Source organism: uncultured Jatrophihabitans sp. (genome assembly GCF_964246335.1).
Taxonomy (GTDB): domain Bacteria; phylum Actinomycetota; class Actinomycetes; order Mycobacteriales; family Jatrophihabitantaceae; genus Jatrophihabitans.
On the sequence record NZ_CAXTQF010000012.1, the window covers coordinates 39,968 to 53,045 of the forward strand.

The 13,078-nt window shown below is 72.1% G+C and carries 15 protein-coding genes; 13 read left to right on the forward strand and 2 right to left on the reverse strand.

Features of this window, described 5'->3' with window-relative positions:
- The first annotated feature begins 69 nt into the window (after positions 1 to 69).
- A complete protein-coding gene (locus ACFFCN_RS05685) occupies positions 70 to 1,101 on the forward strand; it encodes a hypothetical protein (RefSeq protein ID WP_375490168.1) in 1,032 nt (343 codons plus the stop codon).
- Between the two features lie 125 nt (positions 1,102 to 1,226).
- Here the strand turns inward: ACFFCN_RS05685 and ACFFCN_RS05690 are convergent, their stop codons facing one another.
- A complete protein-coding gene (locus ACFFCN_RS05690) occupies positions 1,227 to 2,120 on the reverse strand; it encodes a 5'-3' exonuclease H3TH domain-containing protein (protein WP_375490197.1) in 894 nt (297 codons plus the stop codon).
- Between the two features lie 46 nt (positions 2,121 to 2,166).
- The gene (locus ACFFCN_RS05695; protein WP_375490169.1) at positions 2,167 to 3,192 is read right to left on the reverse strand and encodes a LacI family DNA-binding transcriptional regulator; all 1,026 of its coding nucleotides are present in this window, start codon (positions 3,190 to 3,192) and stop codon (positions 2,167 to 2,169) included.
- Positions 3,193 to 3,270: 78 nt separating this feature from the next.
- Between ACFFCN_RS05695 and ACFFCN_RS05700 the strand changes: the two genes are divergently transcribed.
- The 12 genes from ACFFCN_RS05700 to ACFFCN_RS05755 all read left to right on the forward strand — a co-directional run.
- Positions 3,271 to 4,818: an amidohydrolase gene (locus ACFFCN_RS05700; protein WP_375490170.1), complete on the forward strand. Its 1,548-nt coding sequence runs from the start codon at positions 3,271 to 3,273 to the stop codon at positions 4,816 to 4,818.
- 42 nt (positions 4,819 to 4,860) lie between these two features.
- On the forward strand, positions 4,861 to 6,465 hold the full coding sequence (gene lnt / locus ACFFCN_RS05705; protein WP_375490171.1) for an apolipoprotein N-acyltransferase: 1,605 nt from the start codon (positions 4,861 to 4,863) through the stop codon (positions 6,463 to 6,465).
- The gene (locus ACFFCN_RS05710; RefSeq protein ID WP_375490172.1) at positions 6,462 to 7,235 is read left to right on the forward strand and encodes a polyprenol monophosphomannose synthase; all 774 of its coding nucleotides are present in this window, start codon (positions 6,462 to 6,464) and stop codon (positions 7,233 to 7,235) included. Before lnt ends, ACFFCN_RS05710 begins: the two co-directional genes overlap by 4 nt.
- Before the next feature lie 229 nt (positions 7,236 to 7,464).
- Positions 7,465 to 7,944, forward strand: coding sequence for an Asp23/Gls24 family envelope stress response protein (locus ACFFCN_RS05715; RefSeq protein WP_375490173.1), 480 nt, complete (start codon positions 7,465 to 7,467; stop codon positions 7,942 to 7,944).
- Between the two features lie 5 nt (positions 7,945 to 7,949).
- Positions 7,950 to 8,363, forward strand: a complete 414-nt coding sequence (locus tag ACFFCN_RS05720; protein WP_375490174.1) for an Asp23/Gls24 family envelope stress response protein — start codon at positions 7,950 to 7,952, stop codon at positions 8,361 to 8,363.
- 212 nt (positions 8,364 to 8,575) lie between these two features.
- Entirely contained in the window at positions 8,576 to 8,758 is a 183-nt protein-coding gene (locus ACFFCN_RS05725) for a DUF2273 domain-containing protein (protein ID WP_375490175.1), read from the forward strand.
- Positions 8,755 to 9,207 carry an Asp23/Gls24 family envelope stress response protein gene (locus ACFFCN_RS05730; protein ID WP_375490176.1) on the forward strand — a complete coding sequence of 151 codons (453 nt, stop codon included), beginning with the start codon at positions 8,755 to 8,757 and terminating at the stop codon, positions 9,205 to 9,207. Before ACFFCN_RS05725 ends, ACFFCN_RS05730 begins: the two co-directional genes overlap by 4 nt.
- 22 nt (positions 9,208 to 9,229) lie before the next feature.
- The gene (locus tag ACFFCN_RS05735) at positions 9,230 to 9,772 is read left to right on the forward strand and encodes a DUF6286 domain-containing protein (RefSeq protein ID WP_375490177.1); all 543 of its coding nucleotides are present in this window, start codon (positions 9,230 to 9,232) and stop codon (positions 9,770 to 9,772) included.
- Positions 9,772 to 10,347, forward strand: a complete 576-nt coding sequence (amaP, locus tag ACFFCN_RS05740; RefSeq protein WP_375490178.1) for an alkaline shock response membrane anchor protein AmaP — start codon at positions 9,772 to 9,774, stop codon at positions 10,345 to 10,347. Before ACFFCN_RS05735 ends, amaP begins: the two co-directional genes overlap by 1 nt.
- 37 nt (positions 10,348 to 10,384) lie before the next feature.
- Positions 10,385 to 10,594, forward strand: a complete 210-nt coding sequence (locus ACFFCN_RS05745) for a hypothetical protein (RefSeq protein ID WP_375490179.1) — start codon at positions 10,385 to 10,387, stop codon at positions 10,592 to 10,594.
- Positions 10,595 to 10,701: 107 nt separating this feature from the next.
- Positions 10,702 to 11,880 carry a glycosyltransferase 87 family protein gene (locus ACFFCN_RS05750; RefSeq protein ID WP_375490180.1) on the forward strand — a complete coding sequence of 393 codons (1,179 nt, stop codon included), beginning with the start codon at positions 10,702 to 10,704 and terminating at the stop codon, positions 11,878 to 11,880.
- 1 nt (position 11,881) lies between these two features.
- Positions 11,882 to 13,078 (forward strand): glycosyltransferase 87 family protein (locus ACFFCN_RS05755; protein ID WP_375490181.1); only part of this gene is annotated, 1,197 nt, incomplete at its 3' end.

Sequence of the window (13,078 nt, forward strand, 5' to 3'; positions counted from 1 at the left end):
GACGCCCGGGGTGACGCAGTAGCGTGTGCGCAGCCGTGGCGGCGCAGCGCAGCGGGTAGGAGGGGCGAGATGAGCGACACCGGAAACCCCGGCGACCAGTCGGGCCAGCAGCCCGAGGACCGCGAGCACGAAGTGCACCGGCCAACGCCCGGCGGCACCGAGCCCGCGTCCCGGGATTTCGGCACGACGCCGATGTTCGGTCGCCCGCGCGCCGTGCCCGACCAGCAGGACGAGCCGCAGCCCGGTGCATCAGGCCAGCAGGTTTACGGCGAGCAGTCGACCCAGCAGTTCGGTGCCGCCCATCAAAGTCAGCCGGGCTACGGCGAGTCGCAGCAGACGCAGTCATTCGGCGCCGGGCCGCAGTCGGGTTACGGGCAGCAGCCGGGCTACGGGCAGCAGTCCGGACAGTCCGGCTACGGGCAGCAGCCGGGCTACGGGCAGCAGTCGGGCCAGTCCGGCTACGGGCAGCAGCCGGGCCAGTCCGGGTACGGGCAGCAGTCGGGCCAGTCCGGCTACGGGCAGCAGTCCGGGTACGGGCAGCAGTCCGGGTACGGGCAGCAGTCCGGGTACGGGCAGCAGTCCGGGCAGTCCGATTACGGCCAGACCGGCTACCAGACGCAGCACTACGGTCAATCCGGCTACGGCACGGCGCCGAGCGGGTACGGCCAGCCGGGTTACGGCCAGCAGCAATATGGTCAGCCGGGTTACGGACCGGGCTACGGCCAGCAGCAGTACGGCCAGCCGGGTTACGCACCGTACGGCCAGCCCGGGTACGGGCAGCCGCAGCCGAGGAAAAGCCGCAAGGGGTTGCTCGCGACACTGGCCGCGATCGTCGTCGTGCTCGCAGTTGCCGCCGTGCTGATCTTCGTCGTATTCGCTGCGCAACTCGGTCTCGCCGACAAGGCGCTCAGCCACACGGCGGTGGAGAAGTACATCTCGAACAGCAGCGCGCTCGGCTCACCGAAGGGCGTGTCGTGCAACGGCGGCAAGGACTTCACGATGAGCCGCAACGGCGCGACCTTCGACTGCACGGCATCCGGCGGCAAGTCCTTCACCGTGCAGATCCGCAATAAGGACAACGGCGACTACATCGTGCACTGACCGGCAGAACTGCCGGGGCGTCCGGCCTGGTACCTGGCGGTCGCGCCTTCGGCCGGCCGGACACCGCGATCGCGCGGTGCCACGTCAGCCGCGCAGCGCCACGCGCGGGCCGCCGCGCCGATCAGTCAGACTCCGACGGCGGCCAGCGCGGCGCTCATGCGCTGCACCGGGCTCTCAATGCCCAGCGTCACGGCCAGTTCCGCGAGCTTCGCCGTATCGCGCGGCTCGGCGTAGAGGGTGTCGTCGATCTCGTCGAGCGGGACGTCGAGTCGGCCGCGCACCGCAGCCGGTGCCGCACCCAGGTAGTCGATGCACGCCCGGATCTTTGCCGCACTGCCGGCCGGGAATCCCGCATCACCCGCCTGCGCCGCCGCGACGATGTCCTCGACCGCTCCGAAGCGGCTGACCAGAGCGGCGGCGGTCTTCTCCCCGACGCCGGGCACGCCGGGCAGCCCGTCGCTGGGGTCACCGCGGAGCACCGCGAAGTCCGCGTAGTGCTCGGCCGGCACGCCGTACTTGCGCTGCACCTGCTCCGGGCCCATCTCCTCGAGCTTGGCGATGCCCTTGCCGGTGTAGAGAACGGTCACCCGGTCGGTTGCGAGTGCGAGCATGTCGCGGTCGCCGCTGACGACGAGCACGTCGTCGGTGTCGCGGTGCGCCAGCGTCGCCATCACGTCGTCGGCCTCGAACCCGTCCGCCCCGGCGGTGGCGAGCCCGAAGGCGGCCAGCACGTCGAGCAGCGCCGGCACCTGCGGAGCCAGCAGATCCGGAACCTGCTCGCCGCCGGCCGGGGCGACCCGGTGCGCCTTGTAGGACGGCACCAGCTCGACCCGGAACGCCGGGCGCCAGTCGAGATCGAGGCACGCGACCCACCGCGTCGGCCGTCGCTTGTCGATGAGTGACGCCGCCATGTCGAGGAAGCCGCGGATCGCGTTCACCGGCCGACCGTCGGGCGCAGTCACCGAATCGGGAACCGCGTAGAACGCGCGGAAGTACAGGTTGGCCGCGTCGATCAGCATCAGGCTCACAACGGGCGACCCTAACGAGGAACGCGGACGGCGACGCTCACGCCGGCGCCGGCCCGGTGCTGCCGCGCACGACGAACTCGGTCGGCAGCACCACGCCCGGGTCGCGCGGCACGGCGTCACCGTCGAGTTCGTCCTCGGCGAGCAGCGTGAGCAACCGGGAGGTGATGTCCAGCGCCTGGTCGGCGACGGGCTGGCGCACGGTCGTCAACCGCCACAGCTCGGACAGCGGCTGGTCGTCGAAGCCGACCACCGAGACGTCCTCGGGCACCCGCAGCCCGGCGTCGTGCAACTCGCGCAGCGCGCCGTAGGCCATCTCGTCGCTCTCGGCGAAGATCGCGGTCGGCGGGTCGGCGGCTGTGAGGAGTTCGCGGGCTGCGGCCCGGCCGCCGTCGACGGTGAAGTAACCCAACCGCTCGAGGGCCTGATCGGGCTCGATGCCACCGGTGCGCAACGCCGCGCGGTAACCCTCGAGGCGGCGCAACGGGGGGGTGAAGGCCATCGGGTCGTCGGTGTCGCCGCCGATCAACGCGATCCGCCGGTGTCCGAGACCGACGAGGTGGTCGACGGCGTTGCGCGCAGCGGCCACGTCGTCGATGCGCGCCGACAGGAACCCGGAACGTTCCAGACCGAGCAACCCGACCGGCCGGTTGAGCGCCGTCAGGGCCTTGAACTCGTCGTCGTCGAGCACGAGGCTGGCGACGAGCACGCCGTCGACGCGCTTGCGCATGGGCATGACGTCGAAGAACCTGGCGCGTCCCTCCTCGTCACCCAGGTTGTAGAGCAGCAGGTCGAAGCCTGCGGTGCGCAGCTCGCTCTCGACCGTCGAGATGACCTCGGCGAAGAACCACCGGTTGACGAACGGCACCACGAGGCCGACCGTCGTGGTCCGGCCGCTCGCGAGCCGCGCGGCGAACGGCGAGGCGACGTAGTTGAGCTCGTTCGCCGCCGCGAGCACGCGGTCACGGGTGGACGACGCGACGTCCGGCAGGCCGCGCAGCGCGCGGGAGACGGTCGCGATCGAGACGCCGGCGAGCCGGGCGACGTCCTCGATGCTGGCGACCATGCACGTCCCTTCCGGTAGCTGATTGGCGCAAACGCTACCTTTCGCGCGCGTCAAGGCGTCGCTGGCAGACTCGGCACGGTGCCGACGCTCTACCGCAACGCGGTGCTGCACGCAGTGCCGCAGCCGACGCTTCGCCCGGCCACCGCGTTCCTCGTCGCCGACGGCCGCATCGGCTGGCTGGGTGACGACCCGGCCGCGGACCGTCTGGACGTCGGCGCCGACACCGCCGTCGTCGACCTGCAGACCTCGCTGGTCACGCCCGCGTTCGTCGACGCGCACGTGCACTGCACCGCCACCGGACTGGCACTGACCGGGCTGGACCTGCGCGAGTGCCCTTCGGGCGCCGACGTCGTGCGCAAGGTCGGTGAGCGGGTCCGAACCGCGCGGGGGCGGCCCGTGCTCGGCAGCGGCTGGGACGAGACGCGCTGGCCGGACGGTCGCCCGCCGACGATCAACGAGCTGGACCGTGCGTCGTACGGCGGCGCCGTCTATCTGAGCCGGGTGGACGAGCACTCGGCGCTGGTGTCGTCGTCGCTGCTCGCCGCGGTGCCCGGAATTCGCGACCTGCCGGGCTTCGCGCCCGACGGCTGGCTGCGCGGCACGGCGCACGAGGCGGCACGCACGGCGGCGCTGGCCGGCATCACCGGCGAGCAGCGTCGCACCGCGCAGCTGGCCGCACTGCGCCGAGCCGCTGCGCTGGGTATCGCCTGCGTGCACGAGATGGCCGGCCCGGTCGTGTCGAGCGCCGATGATCTGCTCGAGCTGCTGGCGCTGGCCGCGGACGAGACGCTGCCGGACGTCGTCGGCTACTGGGGCGAGCTGTTCGGGATCGACACCGCACGCGAGCTGGGCGCCGTGGGTGCCGCCGGCGACTTGTTCTGCGACGGCTCGCTCGGTTCGCACACGGCCGCCCTGCACGAGCCGTACGCCGACGCGCCCGGGGAGTACGGCAACCTGCAGCACGACACCGGCGACCTCGTCGAGCACGTCGTACGGTGCACCGAGGCGGGAATGCAGGCGGGTTTCCACGCCATCGGCGATGCCGCCGTGGATCAGGTGCTCACCGCCGTGGAGACCGCGCAGCAGCGCGTCGGCCCGGCCGCGCAGCGCGTGCGCCACCGCCTGGAGCACGCGGAGTACGTGCGCGACCCGCGCCGGTTCGCAGCCACCGGCCTGATCGCGTCCGTGCAGCCGTGCTTCGACGCGCTGTGGGGCGGCGGCGATCGCATGTACGCCCAACGCCTCGGCGCCGAGCGGGCCGGCGCGCTCAACCGGTTCGCCGAACTCGCCGCCGCCGGGGTACCGCTGGCGTTCGGGTCGGACAGCCCGGTCACCGAACTCGGGCCCTGGGCCGCGGTGCGCGCCGCGACCCGCCCGCGCGGACCGGTGGCACCGCTGGACGCGGACCAGGCGTTCGCCGCGCACACGGTGGGCGCCCGCGCCGCGGCGGACTCGGATGCCGGGCCGGCACGGCTGCAGGTCGGCGCACCCGCGACGTTCGCGGTGTGGCAGTGCGCAGGTCGGGACGCGACGCTGCCGGACCTGACCGGGGACGAGCTGCCGACGTGCCTGGCCACCGTGTCCGGCGGCAGCACGCTGTATGACACGGGCGTGCTTGGCGGCTGAGAATCCGACGGGCCGGCGACCTGCCTCGGCGATACTGGTCCGGTGCACCAGCGCCGGGAACCGCTCTGCGCCAAGCGATGGGCTGCGCTGCTCGCTGTTGCGGGCGGCCTCGTCGGCGTGCTCGCGTTCCCCCGGTTCGGCATCTGGCCGGCTGCGCCGGTCAGCGTCGCGCTGCTCAGCCTGGCCGTCGACGGCCGCCGCGCACGCACCGGGGCGTGGCTCGGGTACGTCTACGGCGCCACGTTCCTCGTGCCGTTGCTCAGCTGGACCGGTATCTACGTCGGCCCGGGGCCCTGGCTGATCCTGGCGCTGGCGTTCGCCGCGTTCTTCGCGCTGCTCGGTGCGCTGTTGCCGATCCTGGCAACCCTGCCTGCGTATCCGCTCTGGGTCGGCGCGGCATGGGTGCTGCAGGAGGCGCTGCGCGACCGGCTGCCGTTCGGCGGCTTCCCGTGGGGTCGGCTCGCGTTCAGCCAGTCGACCTCACCCCTGCGCTGGTTCGCCGCGCTCGGCGGCGAACCGCTGCTCACGTTCGTGGTGGCCGGGTGCGGGGCCGGTCTGGCGAGCGCGCTGATCGCGCTGCGTCCGGTCGTCGACGGGCGGCGTCCGCTCGCACGTCCGGTCGCGGCGGGGCTCGCAGTGGCCGTCGCCGTACCGCTCGCCGGGCTGCTGCTCGGCGCCGCGCTGTCGCCCGGCGCGCCGCGACGCACCGAGCGGATCGCAGTGATCCAGGGCGGCCTGCCCGACCTCGCGTTGCAGTTCGAGAGCCGGGCCGAGCAGGTGCTCGACAACCACATCCGGCAGACGATGAAGCTGGCCGCGCAGGTGCGCGCCGGCAAGGCGCAGCGCCCGGACCTGGTGCTGTGGCCCGAGAACGCCTCCGACGTCGACCCGTTCCAGGTCCCCGGCGCCTACCGCAAGATCGACGACGCGGTGCGCGCCATCGGCGCCCCGGTGCTCGTCGGCGCGATCCTGCAGGGCCCGGGCCCGACCCACCGGCGCAATGTCGGCATCCTCTGGTCACCCACCACCGGGCCCGGGGCCCGCTACGTCAAACGCCATCCCGTGCCGTTCGCCGAATACATCCCCCTGCGCGGTATCGCCGAGTGGGTGAGCTCGGATGCCAAGACCGTCACCCAGGACATGGTGGCCGGGCACGGCAACGGCCTGGTACGCGGCGCCGGCGCGCCGATCGGGGACGTCATCTGCTTCGAGGTCGCCTACGACAACCTGGTGCACTCCTCGGTGGCCGACGGCGCGCAACTGCTCGTCGTCCAGACGAACAACGCGACGTTCGGGCACACCGCCGAGACCTATCAGCAGCTGGCCATGAGCCGGTTGCGGGCCGTCGAGTCGGGCCGCACCGTCGTGCAGGTGGCCACGACCGGTAAGTCTGCGGTGATCGACGCCGACGGTGACGTCGTGGCCGAATCCGGCACGCTGTTCGCTCCTGCGATCATTTCGCGCACGGTGGCGCTACGGTCTGCGCAGACGTGGGCCACGGACGTCGGTGCATGGCCGGAGTACGTCCTCGCCGCAGCGGCCGTCGTGGGCGTCGCGGTATCCGGCGTACGTCGCCGCCGCGCAGCACCGGCGGACCGATCGGCGGTTGCAGAGAACGATCGACAGTTGGAGGTCGCACGCACGTGAGCGGGCAGACGGGTGCCGGCACGCTGGTCGTCATCCCCACCTACCAGGAACGCGACAACATCGAGTCGATCGTCGACCGGGTCCGCGCCGCGACCCCCGAGGCGCACGTCCTCGTCGTCGACGACGCCAGCCCCGACGGCACCGGGAAGATCGCCGACGCGCTCGCCGACGCGGATCCGCACGTCCACGTGCTGCATCGCGAGGGAAAGGCCGGGCTGGGTGCCGCGTACATCGCCGGGTTCGATGTCGCGCTGGAGCGCGGCGACGAGTTCGTCGTGGAGATGGACGCCGACGGCTCGCACCGGCCCGAACAGCTGCCCGACCTGCTCGCGGCTCTCGACGGTCCGGACGGGCGTGCCGATGTCGTGCTCGGTTCGCGCTGGGTCGACGGGGGATCGGTGGTCAACTGGCCGAAGAGCCGCGAACTGCTCTCCCGTGGCGGCAACGTCTACACCCGCGTGGCGCTGGGCCTGAACCTGCGCGACGCGACCGGCGGCTACCGGGTCTACCGCAGCGCGGTCCTGCGGGCGATCGACTACGCGGCTGTCGCGTCGCAGGGCTACTGCTTCCAGGTGGACCTCGCCCGGCGCGCGCTGGACGCCGGGTTCGTGGTGCGCGAGGTGCCGATCACCTTCGTGGAGCGTGAGTTGGGCGAGTCGAAGATGAGCACCGCCATCGTGCGTGAAGCGCTGTGGCGGGTGACCCAGTGGGGTGCCGCGCGGCGCACCGAGCAGTTGCGTGCGACCTTCGGTGGCCGCGACCGCTCCTGAAGGCCGCTTCCGCGCCGCCGGATCGTCGTCCGGTTTCGCCCTGATCTCCCGAATCGACCCCGGGTCGTTTAGGCTGTAAACCGACGCTCTCGAGATGCCTCAGCGGCACGAGAGCGAGCAGAGCGTCGCACGCCGAACAACGGCAGACGGCGATCGCACGGTCGGCAGGGTGGCGGGTACCGCGCCCTTCGCCGGTCTGGCGGCCACATTCGAAGGAGCCACGGCTGCGATGTCCGAGTCCACCGGCAAGAGCCCAGCCCGCACATCATCCGACAAGCCCACCGAGAACACGCCGGCCACCCGGGACGATCGGCTGACCACCGACGAAGGCAAGATCAACGTCGCGCAGAGCGTGGTGTCCAAGATCGCCGGAGTGGCGTGCCGGGAGATTGCCGGGGTACACGCCATGGGGACGTCGTCCAGCCGCGCGTTCGGTGCGATTCGCGAGCGCATTCCCGGCAGCTCCGGCCCGAGCGTCACGCAGGGCGTCGCCGTCGAGGTCGGCGAGTCGCAGGCCGCCATCGACCTCGACATCGTCGTGGAGTACGGCGTTTCGATCGCCGATCTGGGGCAGAGCATCCAGCGCAACGTTAAGCAGGCGGTCGAGCGGATGACCGGGCTCGAGGTGGTCGAGGTGAACATCAGCGTCGACGACGTGTACCTGCCCGACGACGGCGACGACGACCAAGGCCCGTCGCGCGTGGCATGACCGCGATGAACCCCGACCCGCAGTCGGTCGACGGCGTCGACGTCGAGGCCGTCGCGGCTGCGGTGCGCGGCTGCCATGCCGTCGCCGACCTCGCCGAGGGAGCGCTCGGGTCGGTGGTGTCCTACCTGCCGGGGCGGCGGGTCGTCGGTGTCCGGGTCGACCGCGATCACGTCGATGTCCAGGTCCAGGCGCAGTGGGGGGTGCCGGTTCCCGAGCTGGCGGCGCAGGTCCGCGCCGCGGCCGGGCCGCTCGCTGCGGGGCGCCGGATCGACATCGTGGTCGCCGACGTCGCGGACCCGCCGGGATGGGAGGCCAGCACGTGGAACAGCGAACCGACGAGCAGCGCAGGCGCGCCGCCCGGCGCGCGTTCGTCCGCGACCATCACCCCGACCGGGGCGGCGACCCCGCCGCCTTCGTAGCCGGACTCGCCGCCCTCGACGCCCGCGACCACACGGATGCATCGGTGCGCGTGCGCGTGGTGAAGCGGGGGAGATGGCCGCGCCGGGTGCTGGACACCGCCTGGGGACGCGTCGCCCACCGGCGTGAGCCCCGCGTCCGCTGACCGATCCAGGCCCAACCCGCGGCAACGTTCGCGATGACCTGCAACACCGTTTCCGGGAATGAGGAGAACATGAACCGCACCGCGCTAGCGACCATCGTCGGATTGGTCCTCGGCCTTGCGGTCGCCTTCGGCAGCTTCGGGGACATGCTGATCGTGGCGCTGTTCGCCGCCATCGGCTACGTCCTGGCCAAGATCGTCGAAGGCGACATCGACATCAGCCCCTATGTGTCCGGGCGCCGCAACAACCGATGACGGCCACGAAGACCGGCCCCGACGCCGCGTCCGACTCGGGAGCACCGGCAACGACGCACAGCGGCGCGCACCCCGGACGTACCGATCTCGGCGCGGTAACGATTGCGGACCGCGTGGTGGCGAAGATCGTCACGCGGGCGGTGTCCGAGGTGCCCGACGCCGGGTCGGCGACGCGCCGCATCCTGGGCAGACCCGCATCGGTCCACGGATTGGGCTCCGGACAACTCGGTGAGGCGCCGAAGGTGTCCGTCGACGTGGACCTGTCAGTGACCTCGGTGGAGGTGACGATCAGCGTGCGATGGCCGGCGTCGGTGCCGGAAGTGACCTCGGCGGTGCGTGAGCGGATCGTGCACCGGCTTGCCGAGCTGACCGGCCTGACCGTTGCCGACGTGCGCATCCACGTCAGCGAGCTGCTGACGCGGACCGCCCCCGCGAGGCGAGTCCGTTGACGAGAGGGAGGTGCGCGATCCGATGAGGCTGCTCAACAGGCTGCTCGGTGCGTTGCTGGGCCTGGCCGTGATCGTCGTCGGGGTCCTGCTGATCATCGAAGTGGTTGCCGACCGGACCACTCACCATGCCGAGGTCGTCAAGTGGCACGGCGCCTATCACTGGGCGGGCCACACCTCGTGGACGCAGGGCAGTGTGCGGGTCGGCTGCATCATCGCCGCGGTGGTCGGTCTCTTGCTGCTTATCCTGGAGCTCAAACGCGGTCGGGTCACCCGCTTCCGGGTCGCGGCCAAGGGCGACGAGCAACCCGTCGACGCCGCGTACACCCGCCGCGGCGTCGCAGGTGCCGTCCGTGCGGCGGTGATCGACGTGGACGGCGTGAAGTCGGCGAAGGTCGGCGTCGGACGCAGGTCGGTGCGCGTGCGGGCGGTCACGAGTGCCCGCGACACAGAATCCGCCGGAGCGCTCGCCGCGCCGTCGCAGGCTGCAGCGCAGAGCCGGCTCGACGCACTCGAGCTCGCGCACGCTCCCCGGCTCAAACTGACCGCGACACCCAGGAAGCGCTGATGCACGCCGACCGCACGAATCGCACCGCACTAGTGATCCTCGCGCTCCTGCTCATTGCCGGTGGCGGGGCGGGCGCCGCCGCGTCCTTCGGGGTGTTCGGCCGGCATTTCCAGCACGCGTCCCTGGTGCACAACAGCATCGGCCGCTTCGTCGGCCGCAACGGCGCATGGTTCTGGTGGGCCGCCGCGGGCGTCGCCCTGGTGCTGGTGCTGCTCACGCTGCGCTGGCTGCTCGCCCTGCTCTTCTCGACCGACCGCACCGGTGACGTGTCGATCAAGGACGGCGGGGGTAGCGGCCGGACCACGCTGGCGGCGGGCGCGGTGACCGACGCCGTGGTCGGTGAGATCGAAAGCCTCCCCGGCGTCGACTCCGCCAAGGCCCGGTTGATCGGCGACCCGGACGACCCCTCGCTCGTCGTCGACGCGCGCGTGCGCCACGACGCCGACCTCGCCGACCTGCGCAAGCGCATCGTCGGCGGCCCCATCGCGCACGCGCGGACGTCGACGGGCCGTACCGACCTGCCCGTCCGCCTCGATCTCGTGGTGTCGGCCGGCCAGGGACCGCGAGTCAGCTGACCAGCATCGTCCACGACCACGAAGGAGCTGACCAACCGTGTGGCTGTTCTTGTCTTCCCGGATCCGTACCTGGCTGCTGATTGCCGTTGCGCTGCCCGTGGCGCGCAGTGGCGTGCGTCGTCTCGCCGCGGCGGCCGAATCGCGTAGTCCCGGCAGCCGGTCCGCCCAGCTGCTGCGGCGTACCGACTCGGCCGTGGGTTCCGTCGCCGACCGCGCCGGGCGGCGCAGCGGTCGTGGGCGCCGCTGATACTGCGCGACAGGCTCGCGGGCGAGCGGCGACGCGTTGCGGGCCGATCCCGCAGACTGTCAGCACCGGCGGCGACCGACCGCCGGAACCGTAGGGGGAGGGAACGGGTGAGTGGCTCCCGGCTGAGTCAGCGGCTGCCGCGGCGCGGGGTCTGCGTCGCGGTCGCGCTGGGTTCGCTGGTCGCGTACCTGCTCCTGCGCTGGCTGGAAGCGCCGTCGATGGTCGATCTCGCCACCTACCGCGCCGAGGGCGCCGCGATCCGGCACGGCCACCCTCTGTACGCATCGATCCACGCGCCGGGCGGACTGCTCGCCACGTACCCGCCGTTCGCGGCGCTGGTCTTCGTGCCGTTGAGTTTCTTGAGCTGGACGGTGACGCAGCTGATCGGCAATGCCGTCGATCTAGCCCTGGTCGGGGTGGTCGCCTGGCTCTCGTGCCGGTTCGCCGGCGTCGACCGGGCACGACTCGTCGACGGCGCGCTGCTGCTCGCGGGAGCGGCGCTGTGGTGCGAGCCGGTCTTCGACACGCTCAGTTTCGGGCAGGTCAACCTGGCCGTGGTCGCGCTGGTGCTCGCGGACTTCGCCCGGCCGCCCGGTGCTCGCGGCCGGGGAGTGGGCATCGGGCTGGCCGCCGCGATCAAGGTCGCTCCGGGGATCTTCGTGGTCTATCTGCTGGTGACGGGTCGTTACCGCATGGCACGCAACGCGATCGTGACGTTCGTGGTCACCGTGCTGCTCTCGGGTGCGGTCGACTTCTCCGACACGAAGCTCTACTGGACGAAGCTGCTGTTCGACACGGGCCGGGTGGGTGATATCGCGAACGGCACCAACCAGACCGTGCAGGGTGCGGTGGCGCGGCTGTCCCGCGACGACGTCACGAGTCGAGCCGGAACGGTGGGCGCGTTCGTGACGCTCGTGCTGCTGCTCGTGGGTGCCGCGCTGGTGTACCGGCGCCTCGGCGACCGGTGGGGGCTCACGGTGGCGGCCGTTGCCGGCCTGCTCGCGTCACCCATCTCGTGGTCGCACCACTGGGTGTGGTGCGTGCCGATGCTCGCCGTCGCCGCGACGCAGCGATCGCGCGCGGCGGTGCTCGCCGTCGGCTTCTGGCTGTGGCTGCCGTTTGCGGTGTCCCGCCGGGCCACCGACATCCGGCTGTTCCCGACCTGGGAGCTGCTCTGGACGAATTGGTACGTCGTCTTCGGTGCGTCGTGGGTGGTGGCCGCCGTGGTGAAAGCGCGCCGCGTGGTCGCGTCCCCGGTTCCCGAGCGTCTGCAGCTGGTGGCCTGACGTGCGACTCATCGGCACCGCGCCCCGGGCGGGCGTCCTGCTGGCCGTGTCCGTCGTCGCCTATCTGGTCACCCGCGCGCTGCTGCACCCGTCGATGATCGATTTCGCGGTGTACCGCGTCGAGGGTGACGCTTTACGCCGCGGCCACCGGCTCTACGAGAACCTGCCCACGCCCCAGGGCCTGCTCGCCACTTACCCGCCGTTCGCCGCGGCTGTGTTCGTGCCCGCCGCGATGCTCTCGTGGCCGGTGGCGCGCGCTCTGGCGGTCGCCGGCAACCTCGTGCTGCTGGTGGTGGTGTCCCGGCAGTCGGTCCGGCTGGCCGGCATCACCGGGCCGTCGGCGCTTGGCTCGACGGCGGTCATCGCCGCGGTCACGCTGTGGGCCGAGCCCGTGTACACGACACTGGGCAACGGTCAGGTGAACCTCGCGGTGCTGGCCCTGGTGCTGGCCGATTTCACCTGCGCGCCGCAGTCGCGGTGGCGCGGCGTCGGTACCGGGCTCGCGGCCGGGTTGAAGGTGACGCCGGGCTTGTTCATCGTGTACCTGCTCCTGACCCGGCGGTTCCGCGCAGCGGCGACGGCCACCGGCGTGTTCGCAGCGACGATCGCGGCGTCCGGCGTGGTGGCGCCGGTCGACACCTGGCGGTACTGGACGCGGTACGTGTGGCAGAGCGGCCGGGTCGGTGACCTGGCGAATTCGACCAATCAGTCGATGCAGGGTCTGCTCGCGCGGGCGGCCGGGGTCGATCGGTTGCCGACGGCGCTCGCGGTGTTGTGTCTTGTCGTGGCGGTCGCTGCGCTGGCCACCGCCGTGCTGGCGTACCGGCGGCTCGGCGAGGTGTGGGGGTTGACCTGCGCCGCGGTGGCGGGGCTGCTCGGCGCGCCCATCGCATGGACCCATCACTGGGTGTGGTGCGTGCCGATCACCGCGTTGGTCGTCGCGCGTCGGCCGAAGTGGGGTCCGCTCGTCCTGGTGTTCTGGACGTTCGCGTTGTTCTATCTCCCGCACAAAGCCGACGCGGTGCTGACGTTCCCGTGGTGGCGGGTGGCGCTGACGAACTGGTACGTGCTGTTCGGGGTCGGCTTCGTCGCCGCCGTATGGGCGCGATTGCGGCGGCGGCCGGCGCAGGCCGCCGCGCCGCCCCCGCCCCGGGGTGCCGGGGGGCGCGCGCCGCCGGCGGCACCGCGATGGCCACGC

Excerpts from the sequence above, each read along its gene's own strand:
- ACFFCN_RS05685 (WP_375490168.1), top strand. The coding sequence starts at position 70 with ATGAGCGACACCGGAAACCCCGGCGACCAGTCGGGCCAGCAGCCCGAG.
- ACFFCN_RS05690 (WP_375490197.1), bottom strand. The coding sequence starts at position 2,120 with ATGCTGATCGACGCGGCCAACCTGTACTTCCGCGCGTTCTACGCGGTT.
- ACFFCN_RS05695 (WP_375490169.1), bottom strand. The coding sequence starts at position 3,192 with ATGGTCGCCAGCATCGAGGACGTCGCCCGGCTCGCCGGCGTCTCGATC.
- ACFFCN_RS05715 (WP_375490173.1), top strand. The coding sequence starts at position 7,465 with ATGTCCGAGTCCACCGGCAAGAGCCCAGCCCGCACATCATCCGACAAG.
- ACFFCN_RS05720 (WP_375490174.1), top strand. The coding sequence starts at position 7,950 with ATGAACCCCGACCCGCAGTCGGTCGACGGCGTCGACGTCGAGGCCGTC.
- ACFFCN_RS05725 (WP_375490175.1), top strand. The coding sequence starts at position 8,576 with ATGAACCGCACCGCGCTAGCGACCATCGTCGGATTGGTCCTCGGCCTT.
- ACFFCN_RS05730 (WP_375490176.1), top strand. The coding sequence starts at position 8,755 with ATGACGGCCACGAAGACCGGCCCCGACGCCGCGTCCGACTCGGGAGCA.
- ACFFCN_RS05735 (WP_375490177.1), top strand. The coding sequence starts at position 9,230 with ATGAGGCTGCTCAACAGGCTGCTCGGTGCGTTGCTGGGCCTGGCCGTG.
- amaP (WP_375490178.1), top strand. The coding sequence starts at position 9,772 with ATGCACGCCGACCGCACGAATCGCACCGCACTAGTGATCCTCGCGCTC.